The sequence below is a fragment of the Synechococcus sp. H60.2 genome, from assembly GCF_047462315.1.
In the GTDB taxonomy this organism is placed as follows: Bacteria; Cyanobacteriota; Cyanobacteriia; order Thermostichales; family Thermostichaceae; genus Thermostichus.
This window is the reverse complement of sequence record NZ_JANSIZ010000006.1, coordinates 1-17,555: the sequence shown is the minus strand read 5'-3', so window position 1 is coordinate 17,555 and position 17,555 is coordinate 1. Positions and strand designations below refer to the sequence as shown.

Annotated in this window: 15 protein-coding genes and 1 pseudogene; 11 read left to right on the top strand and 5 right to left on the bottom strand. The window is 58.6% G+C overall.

From position 1 onward, the window contains the following. Positions 1 to 134 precede the first annotated feature (134 nt). Together trxA and lipB are read left to right on the top strand one after the other, a co-directional pair. Positions 135 to 467, top strand: coding sequence for a thioredoxin (gene trxA / locus NW845_RS01690; protein WP_414376528.1), 333 nt, complete (start codon positions 135 to 137; stop codon positions 465 to 467). Positions 468 to 488: 21 nt separating this feature from the next. Further along, entirely contained in the window at positions 489 to 1,232 is a 744-nt protein-coding gene (gene lipB, locus NW845_RS01685) for a lipoyl(octanoyl) transferase LipB (RefSeq protein WP_414364772.1), read from the top strand. Between the two features lie 34 nt (positions 1,233 to 1,266). Here lipB and NW845_RS01680 read toward each other — a convergent pair whose 3' ends face one another. Beyond that, the gene (locus NW845_RS01680) at positions 1,267 to 1,716 is read right to left on the bottom strand and encodes a tetratricopeptide repeat protein (protein WP_414376526.1); all 450 of its coding nucleotides are present in this window, start codon (positions 1,714 to 1,716) and stop codon (positions 1,267 to 1,269) included. Positions 1,717 to 1,920: 204 nt separating this feature from the next. On the opposite strand from NW845_RS01680, the gene purB reads away from it, so the two are divergent. From purB to NW845_RS01645, 7 genes are all read left to right on the top strand, one after another. After that, positions 1,921 to 3,216, top strand: a complete 1,296-nt coding sequence (gene purB / locus NW845_RS01675) for an adenylosuccinate lyase (RefSeq protein WP_414376525.1) — start codon at positions 1,921 to 1,923, stop codon at positions 3,214 to 3,216. Positions 3,217 to 3,225: 9 nt separating this feature from the next. Next, positions 3,226 to 4,206 (top strand): aspartate carbamoyltransferase catalytic subunit, encoded by a 981-nt coding sequence (locus tag NW845_RS01670; protein ID WP_414376523.1) that lies wholly within the window; start codon positions 3,226 to 3,228, stop codon positions 4,204 to 4,206. 529 nt (positions 4,207 to 4,735) lie between these two features. Next, positions 4,736 to 5,815: a phosphate ABC transporter substrate-binding protein PstS gene (pstS, locus tag NW845_RS01665; RefSeq protein WP_414364778.1), complete on the top strand. Its 1,080-nt coding sequence runs from the start codon at positions 4,736 to 4,738 to the stop codon at positions 5,813 to 5,815. Between the two features lie 273 nt (positions 5,816 to 6,088). Continuing rightward, a complete protein-coding gene (pstC, locus tag NW845_RS01660; RefSeq protein ID WP_414376522.1) occupies positions 6,089 to 7,060 on the top strand; it encodes a phosphate ABC transporter permease subunit PstC in 972 nt (323 codons plus the stop codon). Positions 7,061 to 7,078: 18 nt separating this feature from the next. Beyond that, a complete protein-coding gene (gene pstA, locus NW845_RS01655) occupies positions 7,079 to 7,966 on the top strand; it encodes a phosphate ABC transporter permease PstA (protein WP_414376520.1) in 888 nt (295 codons plus the stop codon). A gap of 67 nt (positions 7,967 to 8,033) precedes the next feature. After that, a complete protein-coding gene (gene pstB, locus NW845_RS01650; protein ID WP_414364784.1) occupies positions 8,034 to 8,831 on the top strand; it encodes a phosphate ABC transporter ATP-binding protein PstB in 798 nt (265 codons plus the stop codon). 118 nt (positions 8,832 to 8,949) lie between these two features. Next, the gene (locus tag NW845_RS01645) at positions 8,950 to 10,317 is read left to right on the top strand and encodes an FAD-binding oxidoreductase (RefSeq protein WP_414376518.1); all 1,368 of its coding nucleotides are present in this window, start codon (positions 8,950 to 8,952) and stop codon (positions 10,315 to 10,317) included. 22 nt (positions 10,318 to 10,339) lie between these two features. On the opposite strand, the gene NW845_RS01640 is transcribed toward NW845_RS01645, so the two are convergent. From NW845_RS01640 to NW845_RS01625, 4 genes are all read right to left on the bottom strand, one after another. After that, on the bottom strand, positions 10,340 to 10,807 hold the full coding sequence (locus NW845_RS01640; RefSeq protein WP_414376516.1) for a DUF29 domain-containing protein: 468 nt from the start codon (positions 10,805 to 10,807) through the stop codon (positions 10,340 to 10,342). A 168-nt stretch (positions 10,808 to 10,975) separates the two neighbouring features. Then, positions 10,976 to 12,031: a permease gene (locus tag NW845_RS01635; protein WP_414376515.1), complete on the bottom strand. Its 1,056-nt coding sequence runs from the start codon at positions 12,029 to 12,031 to the stop codon at positions 10,976 to 10,978. Positions 12,032 to 12,111: 80 nt separating this feature from the next. Next, complete coding sequence (locus NW845_RS01630) at positions 12,112 to 13,248, bottom strand: citrate synthase (RefSeq protein ID WP_414376513.1); 1,137 nt, start codon at positions 13,246 to 13,248, stop codon at positions 12,112 to 12,114. Positions 13,249 to 13,461: 213 nt separating this feature from the next. Beyond that, positions 13,462 to 14,004 (bottom strand): NYN domain-containing protein, encoded by a 543-nt coding sequence (locus tag NW845_RS01625; protein WP_414376511.1) that lies wholly within the window; start codon positions 14,002 to 14,004, stop codon positions 13,462 to 13,464. Between the two features lie 312 nt (positions 14,005 to 14,316). Between NW845_RS01625 and NW845_RS01620 the strand changes: the two genes are divergently transcribed. Both NW845_RS01620 and NW845_RS01615 read left to right on the top strand, forming a co-directional pair. Then, on the top strand, positions 14,317 to 16,230 hold the full coding sequence (locus NW845_RS01620; protein WP_414376509.1) for an ABC1 kinase family protein: 1,914 nt from the start codon (positions 14,317 to 14,319) through the stop codon (positions 16,228 to 16,230). 309 nt (positions 16,231 to 16,539) lie between these two features. Beyond that, positions 16,540 to 17,555: pseudogene (locus NW845_RS01615) on the top strand (hypothetical protein); the annotation flags it as partial.

Below are 17,555 nucleotides of genomic sequence, written 5' to 3'. Positions count from 1 at the left end.
CAAGCCCTAGCCATCCTACCGGGAAACCGACAGCAAGCGGTCGCAGAATCTCTACCCACACTTTCATCTCAAACATTTAGCCTGCAAATAGGTTGTATTCTAAGTTTTCCCACAGCATCCTGCGGAGGTCGCCCATGGCCCACAAACAGCAGTTCAAAAGCTTTGACGACATGATCCAGGGATCCAAAACTCCCATTCTGGTGGATTTTTACGCCACCTGGTGTGGTCCCTGTCAGGTCATGGCCCAGGTGTTGGAGCAGGTGAAGCCCCAAGTGGGGGACACCATCTCCTTTGTTAAGGTTGACACCGAAAAGTACCCCAACATCGCTGCCCGCTGGGGGATCTACGCCGTGCCGACCCTGATCCTGTTTAAAGACGGGAAGCCGGTTGACCGCATTGAAGGGCTGCTACATCCCCGAGCTCTGCTCGAGCGGCTACGGGCCCAGGTCAACTTACCGGTGGCCTGAGCTTTGCAGGGGCTTGAGCCTGTGCCGCTTCTCCAAGTTCACCTGGCAGGAGAAGTGCCCTACCGCACCGCTTGGGCTTGGCAGCAGGCCCGGTTGGCCCGGATGATCCGCCATCCTGAGGTGCCGGATGGGCTTTTGTTGCTCACCCACCCGCCGGTCTACACCCTGGGGGCAGGGGCCGATCCCAAGTTTCTCAAAAGCCTGGCTGGACGGATAGGATCTCCGGATACTCAGCCAGAGTCCCCTGCTCCTGAGGGGCCGGAGGTTCTGCGGGTGGAGCGGGGCGGCGAGGTGACCTACCACGGGCCGGGCCAGTGGGTGGGCTATGCCCTACTGAACCTAAAGCGCCATAGGACTGTCTACGGCTCCCATGGCCAGCCGGATCTGCACCGCTACCTGCGCCACCTAGAAGAGGTGCTCATCCAGACCGTAGCCCACTTTGGCCTGCGGGGGGAGCGGCTCCCTGGCCTGACAGGGGTTTGGGTGCAAGGCCACAAGGTGGCGGCCATCGGCATCAAGGTCTCCCGCTGGGTTACCTACCACGGCTTTGCCCTCAACGTCTGTCCGGATCTGGCTGCCTTCGCGGCCATCGTGCCCTGCGGGATCCCCGATCGCCCGGTGGGATCCCTGGTGCAGTTTTGTCCGGGGGTAACAATGGCTGCCGTAGCCCCAGTGTTGGTGCAATCTTTTTGTCATGTCTTCGGGCTGCAGGCCCAGGCAGTTTCCCTGGCCGAGTGGTTGGGAGAGCCTCCTCAGTTTGTCTAAATCCGAGATGGCCCTAGATTCAATCCAAGGGCGACTACTCCACCCCCAACTGGCGCAACAGTTGCTGCAGGATGGCTTGGTCAGCAAAGTTGCCGCTTTGGGAAAAAAGAGCCAACGCCTGGCGAAAGTCAGCCATGGCAGCCTCTCGCTCCCCCAGTTGCAGGTGGGCCACGCCGCGGCTAAAGTAGGCCTCTGGGATCCCCGGATCCAACTGGATGGCCCGCTCCGCATCGGCTAGGGCTTTTTGGGGCTGGCGCAACTGGTTGTAAACGTAGCTGCGGTTAACGTAGGCCGGTGCATAGGTGGGATCCAACTCCACTGCCCGATCCAGATCCGCCAAAGCCGCCACCGGATCCCCGCGCAGCAACTTGAGGGATCCCTGCCAGTTGAACTCGGAAGCAGGGCTTCGGGCCGAGGTCTGCTCAGGAGGAGTGGGGGAGGTGGGCAAAGAGAGGGCAGGGGCAGGAGTCAGGAATGCCGCCAAGCAACCTATGAGAGCCACCCTTCCCCATCGCCGCTTCATCGTGCTCCGCTGAGGATCCCAACCCAGTCCAGTATAGACTGCCCGCAAGAGGGGCCATCCTTGCACTTGGCCAACTCGCCGAGAAGCCCCGCTTTGGACCCGGGATGAGAGGCGGATTAGCTAAAATAGCTTGGCTTATCCTATCGTACTGACGGAAAAGGCACCTTGATCGAGCGCTACACTCTGCCAGAAATGGGCCAGATTTGGTCCACCGCCCACAAGCTCCAGACCTGGCTACAAGTAGAGCTGGCCGTCTGTGAGGCGCAGGCGGAGCTGGGGCGGATCCCTCAAGAGGCCCTGCAGGAGATCAAAGCCAAAGCTGCCTTTGACCCGGCGCGGGTTTTGGCAATCGAGGCGGAAGTCAAGCACGATGTTATTGCCTTCTTGACCAACCTCAACGAGCATGTGGGCGAGGCGGGGCGCTACATCCACCTGGGCTTGACCAGCTCGGATGTGTTGGACACGGCCTTGGCCCTGCAGCTTGGAGCCTCGGTTGAGATCTTGCAAGCTCGGCTGGCCGACCTCATCGCTGCTTTGCGTGAGCAGGCCCGCCGACACCGCTACACCTTGATGATGGGCCGCACCCATGGCGTCCATGCCGAGCCCATTACCTTTGGCTTTAAGCTGGCCGGCTGGCTGGCCGAGTGCCTGCGCCATCAGGAGCGCCTGACACGCCTGCGGGAGGTGGTCGCCGTGGGCAAGATCTCCGGCGCCGTGGGTACCTACGCCAATGTGCCCCCCCAGGTGGAACAGTTGGCCTGCGCCCGCTTAGGCCTCAAGCCGGATACGGCCTCGACGCAGGTGATCTCCCGCGATCGCCACGCTGAGTATGTGCAGACCTTGGCTTTGATTGGCTCTTCTCTGGAGCGCTTTGCCACCGAGATCCGCCACCTACAGCGGACAGAGGTGCTGGAGGTTGAGGAGCACTTTGCCCCCGGCCAAAAGGGATCCTCCGCCATGCCCCACAAGCGCAACCCCATCAAGGCAGAACAACTGACGGGAATTGCCCGCCTCTTGCGGGGCTATGCTGTCTCGGCCCTGGAAAACATTCCCCTTTGGCATGAGCGGGATATTTCCCATAGCTCTGTAGAGCGGGTCATCCTGCCCGATGCCTCCATCCTCTGCCACTACCTACTGGTCAACATGGCAGATCTGGTGCGCCACCTGCAGGTTTACCCTGCCAACATGGAGCGCAACCTCACCCTCTACGGTGGTGTTGTCTTTAGCCAGCAGGTGCTTTTGGCTTTGGTGGAGAAGGGCTTGAGCCGTGAGGAAGCCTACCGCCTGGTGCAGGAAAACGCCCACCGCGCCTGGAACCAAGCCGGCGGAGATTTCCACGCCAATCTGCTGGCGGATCCTAGAGTAATGGCCCACCTGAGCGAGGCGGAGCTGCAGGCCTGCTTTGACCCACGGCGGCACCTCACCCACCTGGACGAGATCTTTGCCCGCTTGGGCATTTGAGGATCCCCTATGGCTTGGCAGCGGCAACATGTCTTGGGGCTGGCGGACTTTACCCGCGAAGAGTATCAAATTGTCTTGCAAACCGCCGCCAGCTTTCAGGAAGTGCTGACCCGGCGGCTGCCCAAGGTGCCCACCCTGCAGGGGAAGGTGGTGGTGACGCTGTTTTTCGAGCCTTCCACTCGCACCCGCAACAGCTTTGAGCTGGCGGCCAAGCGCCTGTCAGCGGATGTGCTCAACTTTTCCCCCGGCACCTCTTCGCTAAGCAAGGGGGAAACCATTTTGGATACGGCTCGCACCTTTTTGGCCATGGGATCCGACGTGCTCATCGTCCGCCACGCCCAGGCCGGGGTGCCGCAGCAGTTGGCCGCCGAGATCGACCGCCGCGGATCCCCAGCGGGGGTGCTAAATGCGGGGGACGGCCTGCACGAACATCCCACTCAAGGTTTGCTGGATCTATTTACCCTCTGTAGCCACCTGGATCCGCAGCGACCTCGCCTCGAGCTGCTGCAGGGGGTGAAGGTGGCCATCGTCGGTGACATCCTCCACTCGCGGGTAGCCCGCTCCAACATCTATGCTCTAGTGGCCGCTGGCGCAGACGTCCACTTGGCCGGCCCGCCCACCCTGTTGCCCAAAGACTTTGCCCAGTTTGTGCCCGGCCATACTCTGCCGGTGCACTGGCAGTTGGAGCCGGCCCTAGCAGGAGCCCGCTTCGTCATCGCCCTGCGCCTGCAACGGGAGCGGATGAGCGAATTCCTCATCCCCAGCCTGCAGGAATACCACCACCTTTTCGGCCTCACCCAGCAGCGGCTGCGCCTGTGCCACCCCGAGGTGAGGGTTCTCCACCCCGGCCCGGTCAACCGCGGCGTGGAACTGAGTTCTGAGGTGATGGAGGATCCCAGCCTCAACCTCATCGAGCAGCAAGTTGCCCACGGCGTGGCGGTGCGCATGGCTTTGCTGTACCTGATGGGCGGCGGGCGGATCCCGGCTTAGACCTCCCCCTTTCCCCTCTGGTCGGGGAACTTGAGGAGCTGCTTGACGTCTAGAGTGCTGAGGTTACTCTTCTAGCCAACTCAACGCTCTCCGCAAAAGCAAGAAAGAAGTTCTTGCGGGGGCTCTTCTGGACACATTGAACCCTACATAAGCCTATATAAGCTTGGCAAGATTTGGGGCAGCTTTCTGCTCTAGGTTCTGCGCAACTTATCTTCTGTTCAAACTTTTTTCCTGGCTGGCCAGCATCATCTTTTATTTGGATCGAGGTCATCTAGCCAAGTCTAAGACAAGCTAAAAGCCTTGCAAAATAAGCTTTTCACAGATCCTGAGCTCCAGGATCATTTTTTACTGCTATCTAAACCCAAGCAAATCACCAGGTAAAAAATCAAGATCTCATAGCAATCACCTCATTTAGAAAGACACCGACTTTTTCTTCTGGTTTAACCTAAACTTAACCTTAACATATTCTACTCTTAACCTTGAGGTTGTAGGGTTATAGGCGTCGATTAAAATCAGACATTTCTTTCTTATGCGATCTCTGCTCTCTGCTTCTGTTTCTTCTGTCGCGGCTTTGGCGGTGGGAGTCCTGGCGCTGGCCCCGGCCCAAGCCCAAACCGTGCAAATCTCTGGCGCAGGTGCTACCTTCGCTGCGCCGCTGCTGCAGCGCTGGTTTGATGCCTACAATCGCACCGTAGATCCCAATGTGCAAGTCAGCTACCAGTCTGTTGGGAGCGGTGCCGGTCTGGAGCAATACATCAACGGCACGGTGGACTTCGGTGCTTCCGAGGGCCCGATGACCGAAAAGTACAACGCCTCTCGCTACAAGAGCTTCAAAGAGAAATACGGCTACGAGCCCCTGCAACTGCCTCTGGCGGGGGGCGCCATTGAATTTGCCTACAACCTGCCCGGCATCGGCGACAAAGAGCTCGTGCTCAAGCGGGAAACCTACTGTGGCATTGTTACCGGCGAAATCACCCGCTGGGACGACATTCGCATCAAGGCGCAAAACCCCAACCTGGCAAGTCGGCTGCCCGCGCTGGACATCACCTGGGTGCACCGCTCCGACGGCTCTGGGACGACCTTCGTGTTCAGCAACCACCTCAACGCTGCTTGCCCCAACTGGAAGGGCGGCGTGGGAACCACGGTGGAGTGGCCGGTTGGCATCGGTGCCCAGGGCAACGAAGGGGTAGCCGCCACCATCAAGCAGGAGCCAGGGGCGATTGGCTATGTGAACCAGTCCTTTGCCAAGCTGGAGCAACTGACTACTGCTCGCATAGAAAACAAAGCGGGCAAGATTGTCGAGTTTTCTCCTGAGCGGGCTACTTCTGCCCTCAACGCTCCCCTGCCCGAAAATTTTGCCCTGCTGGTGCCGGATCCCGAAGGGCCTGACGACTACCCCATCGTTGGTTTGTTCTGGGTGATGCTCTACCGTGAATATCCTGACGAGCAAAAGCTGAAGAAGCTGGTGGAAGCCATCAAGTGGACGCAGGGGCCAGAGGGCCAAGCCATCACCAAAGAACTGGACTACATCCCCATGCCGGAGCCGGCCATCCAGCGGATCTTTGCCGAGCTGGATAAGATCAAGGTCAACCCCAACGCGAAGCGATGAGTTGCTGTCCTGTTGAAAGGTGTTAGTTGAGAGCCAGTGGTCAACAAGAGGCTGTGCTCTTCCTGTTGGCTACTGGCTTGCCGCTTTGCTCATTTTTGGCAAGCAAAAGATCTGTCGGCACTGACTTTTGACGTTGTCACCAGTCTGAGTCCAACAAGCTTTTGGTGTTCACTGTTGGCCAGGACACAGACAACTGTAACACCGATGAAATGTAGGGTGAGGGAGGTTTTGCCACAATCTGCCCACCAGTAGAATTGCCACAGCGGGGATCCTATGACTTCGGCAGCCAGAGACTACGACTTATCAACGGATGTTGCTATTGAAAAGAAAATGGATGTTTCCCGCGCCCTCGACGTGGGTTTTGTCCGCCTAACTTTGGTGCTGGCAGGGTTTGCCGGCATCATTCTCATTTGGGTGATCGTGCAGACCACTGAGGCAGCCCTGCCGGCCATGCGCCAGTTTGGCTTGGGCTTTCTGGTCACCAGCCGCTGGAACCCGGTGGAAAACATCTATGGGGTGTTGCCCCAGATCTACGGCAGTTTGATGACCTCTCTGGTGGCCCTGATTTTTGCCATTCCTTTGGGCATCGGCACCGCCATTTTCTTGACGGAAGATTTTGCCCCCAAGTGGATAACGGCGCCGATTGCCTTTGCCATTGAGCTGATCGTGGCCATTCCCAGTGTGGTGCTGGGGCTGTGGGGCATCTTTGTGCTCATCCCGGCGGTGCGGCCCATCTTCCGAGCCATCAATCAGACGCTGGGGTGGATTCCTCTCCTTGGGGGTCCTGCCCCCCGTGGCCCCAGTTTGCTGCTGGTGGCCATGGTGCTGGGGATCATGATTTCCCCCATCATCATTTCCATCACCCGCAGCACCCTTGAATCGCTGCCCCGGGGCCTCAAAGAGGGCGCCTTGGCGTTGGGAGCCAGCCGCTGGGAGACGATCTTGACGGTGATGATCCCGGCGGGCCTGTCGGGCATTGTCAGCTCGATCATGCTGGCATTGGGACGGGCCTTGGGGGAGACCATGGTGGCAGCGATGATTTCCGGCAACGCCAACCGCATCAACATCTCCCTGCTGCAGCCAGGATCCACCATTACCGGCTTGATTGCTTCCCAGTTTGGCGAGGCAGGACGCCTGCAGGTGTCGGCCCTTATGTATGCCGGTGTGGTGTTGATGGTGCTGACCCTGTTGGTTAACGTCATGGCCGAGATCATCATCCGCAAGTTTCAAAACTTGGAGCAGTAACCGAGGAGCCTCGTCATCATGTCCCAGTCAGCCCAGCTTGTTCCTGAGGAGATCGACATTAGCCGTGCCGCTGTTCCCCCCCTGCGGAGATATAGGGGCACTGCCTTGACACTGCTGAGCGGACTGTTTGTGGCCGCCATCATGGCTGCCCTATCTTGGGTGCTGTGGGACATCGGTAAGGAGGGCATCCAGAGGATAAGCTGGGACGTCCTCACCGAGACTCGCTACCCGGCTCCAGGGTTAGCAGAGGGGGGGTTTGGCCACGCCATCGTCGGCAGCGTATTGGTTCTGGCCACGGGGGCGGCTTTGAGCTTTCCCTTCGGGATCCTAGCGGCCGTTTACCTGTCGGAGTTTGGCCGCGGCAGCCGCTTGGCCTACTTGGTCAAGTTCTCCTGTAACGTGCTCACGGGCGTGCCGGCCATTCTCTGCGGCCTGTTTGCCTACGCTTTGGTGGTGCGGGGATCCGGCTTCTCGGCTTTTTCGGGGGGAGTTGCCCTGGGCGTGTTGATGCTGCCCATTGTCATCCGCTCTACGGAAGAGGCACTGCTTTTGGTGTCGCCGGATATGCGTTTGGCTTCGGTTGGCCTGGGGGCCACTCGCTTTCAGACCACAATGCGGATTGTCCTACCGGCAGCAGCTCCGGCCATTGTAACAGGCTTGATCTTGGCCTTGGCGCGGGCTGCCGGCGAGGCAGCACCTCTACTTTTTACTTCCTTCAACAACAATTTCTGGTCAACCAACCTGTTTGGACCGGTGGCTACCCTGCCGGTGATGGTTTACTTCTTCTCAATTATTCCCTTCAAGGTGCAGCAGGAGCTGGCATGGGCAGGAGCCCTGGTGCTGCTGGCCATTGTTTTGGCAGCCAGCTTGCTGGCCCGCTTCCTGGTCTACAAAGCCAGAAGATAGTTTAAGCCTTGTCGGACAGCGGCCAGGTGTGAATTAGCCTCTTGACGAACTTTCTGCGAGTGGGATCATGAAAACTCAATCTGCTAACTCAACCACCTACGTCTTCCGAACGGAAAACCTGAGCGTCTATTATGGCTCGAACCTGGCAGTGAAAAACGTCACCATGGATATTCCTGCCCGGCAAATTACGGCTTTTATCGGGCCTTCTGGCTGTGGCAAAAGTACCATCCTGCGCTGCTTTAACCGCACCAACGACCTGATCCCGGGGGCGCGTGTCGAGGGCAAGCTTACCTACCGCGGCAAAGACCTCTACGCCGAGAATGTGGATCCGGTGGCGGTGCGGCGGCGGATTGGCATGGTGTTCCAGAAGCCCAACCCTTTTCCCAAGAGCATCTACGACAACGTTGCCTATGGCCCGCGGGTGCTGGGGATGAAAGTGGACTTGGACGAGGTGGTGGAAACTTCGCTCAAGCGGGCCGCCCTTTGGGATGAGGTGAAAGACAAGTTGAAAGAAAATGGCCAGTCTTTGTCTGGGGGGCAGCAGCAGCGTTTGTGTATTGCCCGCGCCCTGGCGGTACAGCCGGATGTCATCCTCATGGACGAGCCCTGCTCGGCTTTGGATCCCATCTCCACCCGCCGTATCGAGGAGCTGATGAAGGAGCTGAAGCAGGACTATACCATCATTATCGTCACCCACAACATGCAGCAGGCCAGCCGCGTCTCGGACATGACGGCTTTCTTCAGCGTGGAGCTGGTGGGATCCAACCGCGTGGGCGAACTGGTGGAGTTCGACCGAACGGAGGTGATCTTCAACAGCCCTGCCAAAGAGGCGACCAAAGACTACGTAGAGGGCCGCTTCGGCTGATGCTCGGGACGGGCCGGGATCCCCTGGAGAGGCGTTTTCTGTCTCTGGTGAGCCTTTCTGCCGGCCCTTTGCACAGACAATGGAGTCTAAGTAGCCTGCTATCCAATTGGGGATCCCTATGACCGTTGCTGCTTCTGGAAAATTGCAGGCCTTGCTTTCTGAGCTGGCCGACCTTGAAATCATCACCGATCCGGCGCAAGTTGCCAAGTTGTCGCTGGACTTTTACCACTACAGCCCTGTGCTCAGCCGCCAGTTGAGCAACAAGCGCGGGGAGGTGGTGGTGCGCCCTGCCGATGAAGCAGAAGTGATGCGGGTGGCGGCGGCCTGTGCCAAGTGGAGAGTACCCCTGACCGTGCGCGGCGCCGGTACCGGTAACTATGGCCAGTGCATCCCCCTAGCTGGCGGTGTGATCCTGGACATGAGCAAGCTCAACCAGGTAATCTGGGCCAAGCCGGGCTTGGCGCGGGCACAGGCGGGGGCCAAGCTGATGGCCATCGACAAACACACCCGCGAGCTGGGCTGGGAGATCCGTATGGCCCCTTCCACCTACCGCACCGCCACTATTGGGGGGTTCATTGCCGGCGGTAGCGGCGGCATCGGCTCTGTGACCTACGGCCAACTGCTGGATCGGGGCAACATCTTAGGGCTGCGGGTGATTACAGTCGAAGAGGAGCCGCGGGCCCTGGAGCTGCGGGGAGACGACGTGTTTAAAGTCAGCCATGCCTGGGGCCTCAACGGGATCATCACCGAGGTGGAGATTCCCTTGGCGCCGGCCTATCCTTGGGCGGAGCTGGTGGTGGCCTTCCCGCCGGAGGGGGGGTTTATGCCCTGCGCCCACTTTGGCCAGGCTCTGGCCGAGGCAGATGGGATCCTGAAGAAACTCATCAGCCTGCACGCCTGGCCGATCCCTCGCTACTTCGTCCCCTTGCAGGACTACTTGCCCCAGGGATCCGCCGTGGCCCTGTTGATGGTGGCCGAGTACAGCCTAGAGCCGTTGCTGGAGCTCATTCGGGAGCATGGCGGCCAGGTGGTCTACAACAAAACGGCTCAGGAGGCCAGCAAGGGGATCTCGCTGGGGGAATTCTCTTGGAACCACACCACCCTGCACTGCCGCAGCGTGGATCCCAATTTGACCTATCTACAATCGATTTTTCCGCCCGATCGGGAGCTGAAGGTGGTGCAGCACCTGTACGAGCACTTTGGCGACGAAGTGCTGATGCACCTGGAGTGGATTCGCATCCGGGGGCAGGCTACCCCGGTCGGCCTGCAAATTGTGCGCTTTACAACGGAAGAACGCCTCAACGAGATCATGCGCTATCACGAGGCGCAGGGAGTCTTCATCGCCAATCCCCACACTTTCATCATCGAAGAGGGGGGTCGCAAAGTGATGGATCCGCGCCAGCTCCGTTTTAAGGAAGAAGTGGATCCCTATGGATTGCTTAACCCCGGCAAGATGCGCAGTTGGCAAGGGCGGGCTTCTGCTTGAAAGTGCCGAGAGGTCTCTATCCTTAGGCGATCTCTGAGTTTCCTCTTCCAAAAGAAGAGGGGCTTGGCAGCCAATCTTCTGCCAAGGCCAGCTCCAAAGCATAGGGACAAGTCTCCGGAAAGGCCGAGATATCCATACCGGTTTGCTGAGCTGCATGGCGGCGTGCCCGTTGATAGCTCTTTTCCAGTTGCTCGGCCAGATATCCTCTTAAGCTGGGGCTATCTTCGAGGGCCAATTCAATTTGGGTTCGCGCATCTGTGATGGAATCCAGCCAGCTATCTGAGCGGCGCTGAGGTTGATATTGCCACTTGAGCAAATGCAGGAGAAGGCGAGTTAATTGGCTGGTCATCCCTCGCCGTTCGCTCTTACCCAAATCCTCAACCTCTTCGATTAAATGGATTAGATCAATTTCTTGCCAACGTCCCTCCCGCAAGAGCTGGGTTGTTTGGGCAATCCACAAGTTAAAATCTGCAAAGTATAGGTTGCTCACGGTTCTATCCTGCCGCCCGTATGTAGTCGTTTCAGCTCCAGCCAGGACAATGCCCTCCTGCCCAACTTCTCAATCTCAGAGATCCTGGCACTCTGAATATCTCAGCCTAATCGCCGCTGACCCTGCAGTTAAGCTATCGTTCGCTGCGGGGAGTACCTATCCAAGATTTTAACCGCCGTAGTAATTGATGGCCAAAGCCCCTACCAAGGTGAACTGGAAAGTCAGGAGCACCAAGTAGAAAATGGCGCGGGGCCTGAACAAAGTCAGCATCAAGCCAATGGCCTTCAAGTCCACCATCGGCCCAAACACCATAAAGGCCAACAGGGATCCCGGCGTGAAGGTGGCGGCAAAGGAGAGGGCAAAAAAGGCATCCACCGTCGAGCAGATAGAAATGATCCCGGCCAGGGCCATCATGATCAGGATCGAGACCAGTTCATCTTGGCCATAATTTAGAACAAACGAACGCGGGATCACCGTCTGCACAAAGGCCGCTATTGCCGAGCCCAGGATGAGCACGGATCCCAGCTCGCGAATCTCTCTAGCCCAGGTTTGCAGCAGCAACAATCCCTTTTGCCGCCAAGAGAGAGCAGGGGCAGCGGCCAGCGCTGCCCGATACACCTCTTCGGCAGTCTGCAGAGTGGCCAGGGATCCGCCAGCAGCCCCTTGAGCATGGCCCTGGGATCCAATCCAAAAGGTGCCCCCCTGCAACAACGGCGAGCAGGAGGTGCTTTTCAGAGCTGCCTCTTGGCAGCGGTTGCGCTGCAGCTCTCGCCAGACCGCCGGTTGCAACAAAGGCTCCAGATCTTTTTGCACGCTGAAGAGCAAGCCGATGGCCACCGCAATGCCAAAAGAAAAAAGAACCCGGTAGGCCACCAGCTCCGGCATGCTGCGAAAGGCAATCCACGTGGAGAAGATCACGACCGGGTTAAACACCGGCGCTGCCAACAAAAAAGCCACCGCCACATAGGGTGGGATCCCTTTGATCACCAGTTGCCGGGCCACGGGCAGATTGCCGCATTCGCACACCGGAAAAAAGAACCCCAGGGCGCCACCGGCTACCGCGCTGCCGATTTTGCCTTTGGGTAGGAAACGAGCCAACTGGGATCCCTCTACGAACACGGCCATCAGCCCGGAGAGAAACACCCCCAAGAGCAAAAACGGCATGGCCTGCACCACAATGCTCAAGAAGAGGGTGAACCCGTCTCGCCAAAGGGGAGAATCCAAAGGGCTCAACGCACCACCTCACACACGCATTTGGGCTCTACTGAGTTTGGATCCCGGCCCAGTGCCCTGTCAAACCGCTCTCAACCCCGCTCCTCGATGGGGATGTAGCGTTGCTGGCGTTCACCTGTGTACACCTGGGTGGGTCGGAAGAGCCGATTATCCGACAACTGCTCCCGCCAATGGGCCAGCCAACCCGCCACCCGGGCAATGGCAAAGACCGGCGTAAACAAATCTTCCGGGATCCCTAGCTTGGCGTAGACCAACCCCGAGTAGAAGTCCACGTTGGGGTAAATTCCTTTGGGCCCCAGCAGCTCCGCACACACCCGCTCCACTTCCAGGGCGATTTCGTAGTACTTGTCGTGGCCGTAGCGCTCGAACAGCTCCTCGGCCAGCCGCTGCAGAATGGTGGCGCGCGGATCCTTCACCTTGTAAACGCGATGGCCCATGCCCATGATGCGCTCTTTTTTGGCCAGCTTCTCTTCGATAAACGAGCGCACATTTTCCACCGAGCCGATTTGCCGCAACAGCCTCATCACCTGTTGGTTGGCCCCCCCATGCAACAGCCCCGAAAGGGTGCCCACCGCCGTGGCCAGGCTGCTGTAGGGACTGGCCAGGGTAGAGGCGCTTACCAGCAGGGCAAAGGTAGAGGCGTTGACCGTGTGTTCGGCGTGCAAGATCAGACAGGTATCGAAGATGCGGGCCAGCCAGGGATCCGGCTTCTTGCCGGAGAGCATGTAGAGAAAATTGGCGGCATGATCCAGGCTGTCGTCGGGGGGGATGGGATCGTTACCCTGGCGCATCTGGTGAAACATGGCCACCATGGTCGGCAGCTTGGCGAGCAGACGGGTAACCGTGCCAAACACATAGTCGGGATCCGCCTCCCGCACCGGATAGAACATCCCCAAGCCTGCCACGCAGGTTTGCAGGGCATCCATCGGGTGGCCCGACTCAGGAAACGACTTGATCATGTCGCGGATGCGGTATTTGACCCGCCGATGGCTGCGGACGGCCTGATCAAAGTTGTCCAGCTCGGATTGCGTCGGCAGCTTGCCGAAGATCAGCAGATAGGCCGTCTCCAAAAAGGTGCTGTGGGCTGTCAGTTCCTCAATGGGGATGCCCCGATACTCCAGGATCCCTGCCTGGCCATCGACAAAACTAATGTTAGAACGCGTGGCTGGAACGCCTTCTAGCCCAGGCTTGTATTCGCCATCTGCCATAGTCGGGTTCCTAGAATGAGCTCCCAAAGGAGAGAACAGGGCTTCACTACATTCGCTACATTAAAGCAGATCTGGATCTCTGAAGCCAAATCCCGCTTTTGCCTACCCTAAGAAGGGCTTTGGCGACCTAGGCAACCCATACAACCAGTGTGGGAGAGACCCTGCTCCGGTATCAGGTTTGCCTCAGAGCACCTCGCCAGTTAATGTAGCCAGTTAATGTATGGGATCCCGACCGGAGAGTCGCCAGCGGTTTAGGCGAGAGAGGGTCTCTGCGTCCAAGTAGGAATCAATACCCCGCCTGCTCGGTAGGCGCTTGGGCTTGATGCACCGGATCTGCTCTTGGGCCTCCTGCACTTCCGCCCACAGTTGTTCTGCCGAGATCCATTCTGCGTTGTAGCCGCCGATCACCCACTGCTGGACACGATCTGAGGTGGCTACCCGTACCCGATAGGTATCTGCTTGCAACTGAGCACAGAGCCGCTCGATGCAAGCGTCGGCAGTTTCCCCATAAGCGGTATAGAGAATCTCGATGCCGGAGGGAGAGCGCTCCTGTCGGGCGGGAGTGAACTGGGTATAGGCGTCGTACACCACAGTTGCCCGGTAGCCGCGGAAAGCCACGTAGCTGGCCAAAGACTCCACCAGGCGCAGACGCGCCACGTCCATCAGGGAGCAATGTGCCAACTTCTTTAGGTTGGGCCAAGCTCCGATAATGTTGTAGCCATCAACCCATAAAACGGTGGGGAAGGAAGCTTGCATGCATAGTGGCAGATCCCTTGCCTAGGATCGCACCAATTGGTATCGGTTTGCAGCCGTATCTTAATCCCTATCAAAGAGCGCCGTAAAGCCCCTCTTGAGGCTGTCCCGCTCACAGTCTTGGGCTTGCAAGTCCTCACGGAAAGCAACCGTAAGGGATCCGCCTCAGACACAAAGCTTTCGTCTATGAGGCTTCCCTCGAGCGGTTGGGTGTTACTTTTCGCCTGAGTTCGGCCGCAGGTTTGGCGAGAAGACCATTTTCACCGCACCCGAGCCAGCAAGTTAAGATGTGTTACGAGATCCGTTGGGGCTTCTATGGGCGCAACACCGTCAACACCAGCAGTAACCAAACCCGTGGCGACACAGCATCGCCTGAGTTCGGCAGCGGCGGGGCCTGAGGCTGTTTTCCCTCCGTCGCAGCCAGCCCTGCGTTACAACCCGGAGCAAGTGGCTGAGCAATACCGGGGACGCTGGGATCTGGTGCTGGGGCGTCTATTCCAGTTGATCACCCCCTTTTTGGGCCTGTTGGCCTGGGTGTTTTGGGATCGCTGGCGAGGGGTGGAGCTGAAAAATCGGCCTAAGCACGCGGCACGGCTGCGGGAGATCCTCACGCAATTGGGGCCGACAGCTATCAAAATCGGCCAGGCCCTCTCCACCCGTCCCGATTTGGTCTCGCCTCTTTTTTTGGAAGAACTGGCCAAGCTTCAGGATGAGCTGCCCCCCTTCGACAATGCCACCGCCTTTGCCCTCATTGAGTCGCAAATTGGCCAACCGGTAGAGCAGATCTTTCGCGAGATTGGCCCGGAGCCGGTTGCCGCTGCCAGCCTGGGGCAGGTTTACCAGGCCTATCTGCACACAGGGGAGAAAGTCGCCGTCAAGGTGCAGCGGCCCGATTTGATCGGGCGCATTTCCCTGGACATGTACATCATCCGCAGTCTGGCCGCCTGGGCCAAGCGCACCTTCCGCCGCATCCGCAGCGACTTGGTGGGCATTGTGGATGAGTTCGCTGGGCGGCTTTACGAGGAGATGGACTACACCCAAGAGGGCCGCAATGCCGAGCGCTTCCTGGAGCTGTACCGCCACCCCTCCATCTACGCCCCGAAAATCTATTGGCAGTACACCCGCACCAAGGTGCTGACGATGGAGTGGATTGACGGCATCAAGCTAACCCAGCTTGACAAGATCACTGCGGCAGGTTTGGACGGGCGGCACCTGATCGAGATTGGGGTTAACTGCTCCCTTAAGCAGCTTTTGGAGCATGGCTTTTTCCACGCCGACCCCCATCCGGGCAACCTCTTGGCCATGTACGACGGGCGGCTGGCCTACATCGACTTTGGGATGATGAGCACCATCCAGCCCCACCAGCGCTACGGCCTGATCAAGGCCATCGTCCACTTGGTGAACCGGGATTTTGTTGCCTTGGCACAGGACTACGTGGATCTGGAGTTCCTGGATCCCAATACCGATCTCACCCCCATCATCCCTGCTTTGGAAGCTGTCTTTGCCGAGGCCCTGGGCAGCTCCGTGGCCGAGCTGAATTTTAAAAGCATCACGGATAGGCTCTCGGGAGTGATGTACGATTTTCCCTTCCGTGTGCCCGCCTACTACGCCCTGATCATCCGCTCTTTGCTCACTCTGGAGGGGATCGCCATTGGTTTGGATCCCAATTTCAAGGTGTTGAGCGTAGCCTATCCCTATGTGGCCCAGCGCCTGCTCACCGACCCGGCCCCAGAGCTGCGCACCTCGCTGCGGGAGCTGCTGTTTAACCAAGGGCAATTTCGCTGGAACCGCCTGGAGAACCTGCTGCGCAACGCCGCCAACAGCGAAGACTTCGACCTGCAGGGATCCCTGGAAAAGGCCATCGATTTTATCTTTTCCGAACGGGGGGCCTTCTTGCGGGAGCGGCTGGTGGATGTGCTTTTCTCCAGCTCGGGGAACGGAACCGCAGACGGCCTGGCTCATTTGCAACGCCTGTGGGAAATCCTCAGCAGCAACCCCGCCTTTCAGCCACTACAGCTTTTGCCCATTGTTGCCAAGATAGCTACCAAGCCGGAGGCCCAGCAACTGGGCCGGCAATTGGCCTCCCGCTGGTTGCAACGCTCGGCAGCTCGGCTTATCCGCGACCTATTGTTGTCGGAGGATGAGAAAAAGCCCGGCTCACCCGCTGCCCTGAACGGGCACAACGGGAGCCCTAAGCCGATGACAGCTTCAAAACCCGCTGCCGCCTGACCTTCCCCTTGCGCTGAACAGACCAAAACCTTTCTGCTCCACAGGGCAACAAGACCAGCCTCCGGGCAAAAGCCTTGGGTTTCCTCGTGAGTGTCGGCTACTAAGAAGAGCAAGCCGGGAAAATCCCAGCAGCATCCTTTGGTGAGAGAAGCAGGCAGAAGGAACTTCCCCGGCTGAACCCAATTGTGCAGTCTCTTCAGCTAGAAACCGCAGGAGGCCCGCGCTCTGGCGTAGCCAGTCGTGAAGCGGGACGGAGTCCTTGTGTCGGGAGGAATGCGAGAAGCCGGACAACAATAAAAAGATAGGGGCATACCCCAAGTCCTGACTATCTCCTGCAAGCTCAAGGTGTCTGCGTCGCAAGCCGCCAAGCTGGAGGCGACGCCAGACGCTTTTGCGCGAGCCTTGCTCGCGCCAGCGGGCCGGAGGCCTTACTGGGTGAACGAGAACACACCGGAGAAGATAGTCAACGCCGTTAAGCTCCAATCTCTTTGCTACCGCGAAATTCGTACCCGCTTTGGACTATCCAGCAACCTGGCACAACAGGTGTGCAGGCGGGTTGCAGGCTCGCGCAAGGTTGCCCGCCAAAAGAACCGTCTGGTCAAAGCGTTCAAGGGGGGTTTTGTGACCTTTCGCGCTAGCGGGACGGAGTCCTTTGACGCTCGCACCTTTTCTTTTCGGGAATTCTTTTCGGGAAAAAGACTGGACGGTGTCGCTGACCACCATTGAGGGGCGGGAACGCTTTGAGTTGGCAATGGGCAACTACCAGCGGGCCGTGTTGGCAGGTACCAATCCCAAATCGGCCACGCTCATCAAACGCAAAGACGGTTCGGTTCTTACTATGTCCAGATTTGCGTGGAGCAGGATCCACCAGAGCCACGAGACACCGCCAAGGCAATGGGTGTGGACTTGGGTAGGAGAGACATTGCCCACACCAAGGACTCCGTCCCGCTGACGCGAACAGAGGGAGATAACTGGAATGGACAGCAGTTGAACCAGGTCAGAGACCACTACTCCCGCTTGAGAGCGGCTCTGCAACGCAAGGCCAGGAAGGGCCCACGCAGCAGTTGGCGGAGATGCCGGGAGCTGTCGCAACGGCTGTCTGGTCGGGAGAGATACTTTCAAGCTTGGGTGAACCATCGCATCTCCAAGTCCATTGTTACTAGGGCACAGGCGACCCACCGTTTTATTGCCTTGGAAGACCTGACCGGGATTAGGGAGCGTGTCAACCAACAGTCACGCAGCAAGAGAGAGCGGCGGCGGTCGAACAGTGAGGCCTACGGCCCGCTAGCGCGAGGGGCGTTCTACCCGTTGCGGCAGTTTGTGCA

Coding starts and splice junctions, on each gene's coding strand:
- trxA (WP_414376528.1), top strand. CDS start 135: ATGGCCCACAAACAGCAGTTCAAAAGCTTTGACGACATGATCCAGGGA.
- NW845_RS01670 (WP_414376523.1), top strand. CDS start 3,226: ATGGCTTGGCAGCGGCAACATGTCTTGGGGCTGGCGGACTTTACCCGC.
- pstS (WP_414364778.1), top strand. CDS start 4,736: ATGCGATCTCTGCTCTCTGCTTCTGTTTCTTCTGTCGCGGCTTTGGCG.
- pstC (WP_414376522.1), top strand. CDS start 6,089: ATGACTTCGGCAGCCAGAGACTACGACTTATCAACGGATGTTGCTATT.
- pstA (WP_414376520.1), top strand. CDS start 7,079: ATGTCCCAGTCAGCCCAGCTTGTTCCTGAGGAGATCGACATTAGCCGT.
- pstB (WP_414364784.1), top strand. CDS start 8,034: ATGAAAACTCAATCTGCTAACTCAACCACCTACGTCTTCCGAACGGAA.
- NW845_RS01645 (WP_414376518.1), top strand. CDS start 8,950: ATGACCGTTGCTGCTTCTGGAAAATTGCAGGCCTTGCTTTCTGAGCTG.
- NW845_RS01630 (WP_414376513.1), bottom strand. CDS start 13,248: ATGGCAGATGGCGAATACAAGCCTGGGCTAGAAGGCGTTCCAGCCACG.
- NW845_RS01625 (WP_414376511.1), bottom strand. CDS start 14,004: ATGCAAGCTTCCTTCCCCACCGTTTTATGGGTTGATGGCTACAACATT.
- NW845_RS01620 (WP_414376509.1), top strand. CDS start 14,317: ATGGGCGCAACACCGTCAACACCAGCAGTAACCAAACCCGTGGCGACA.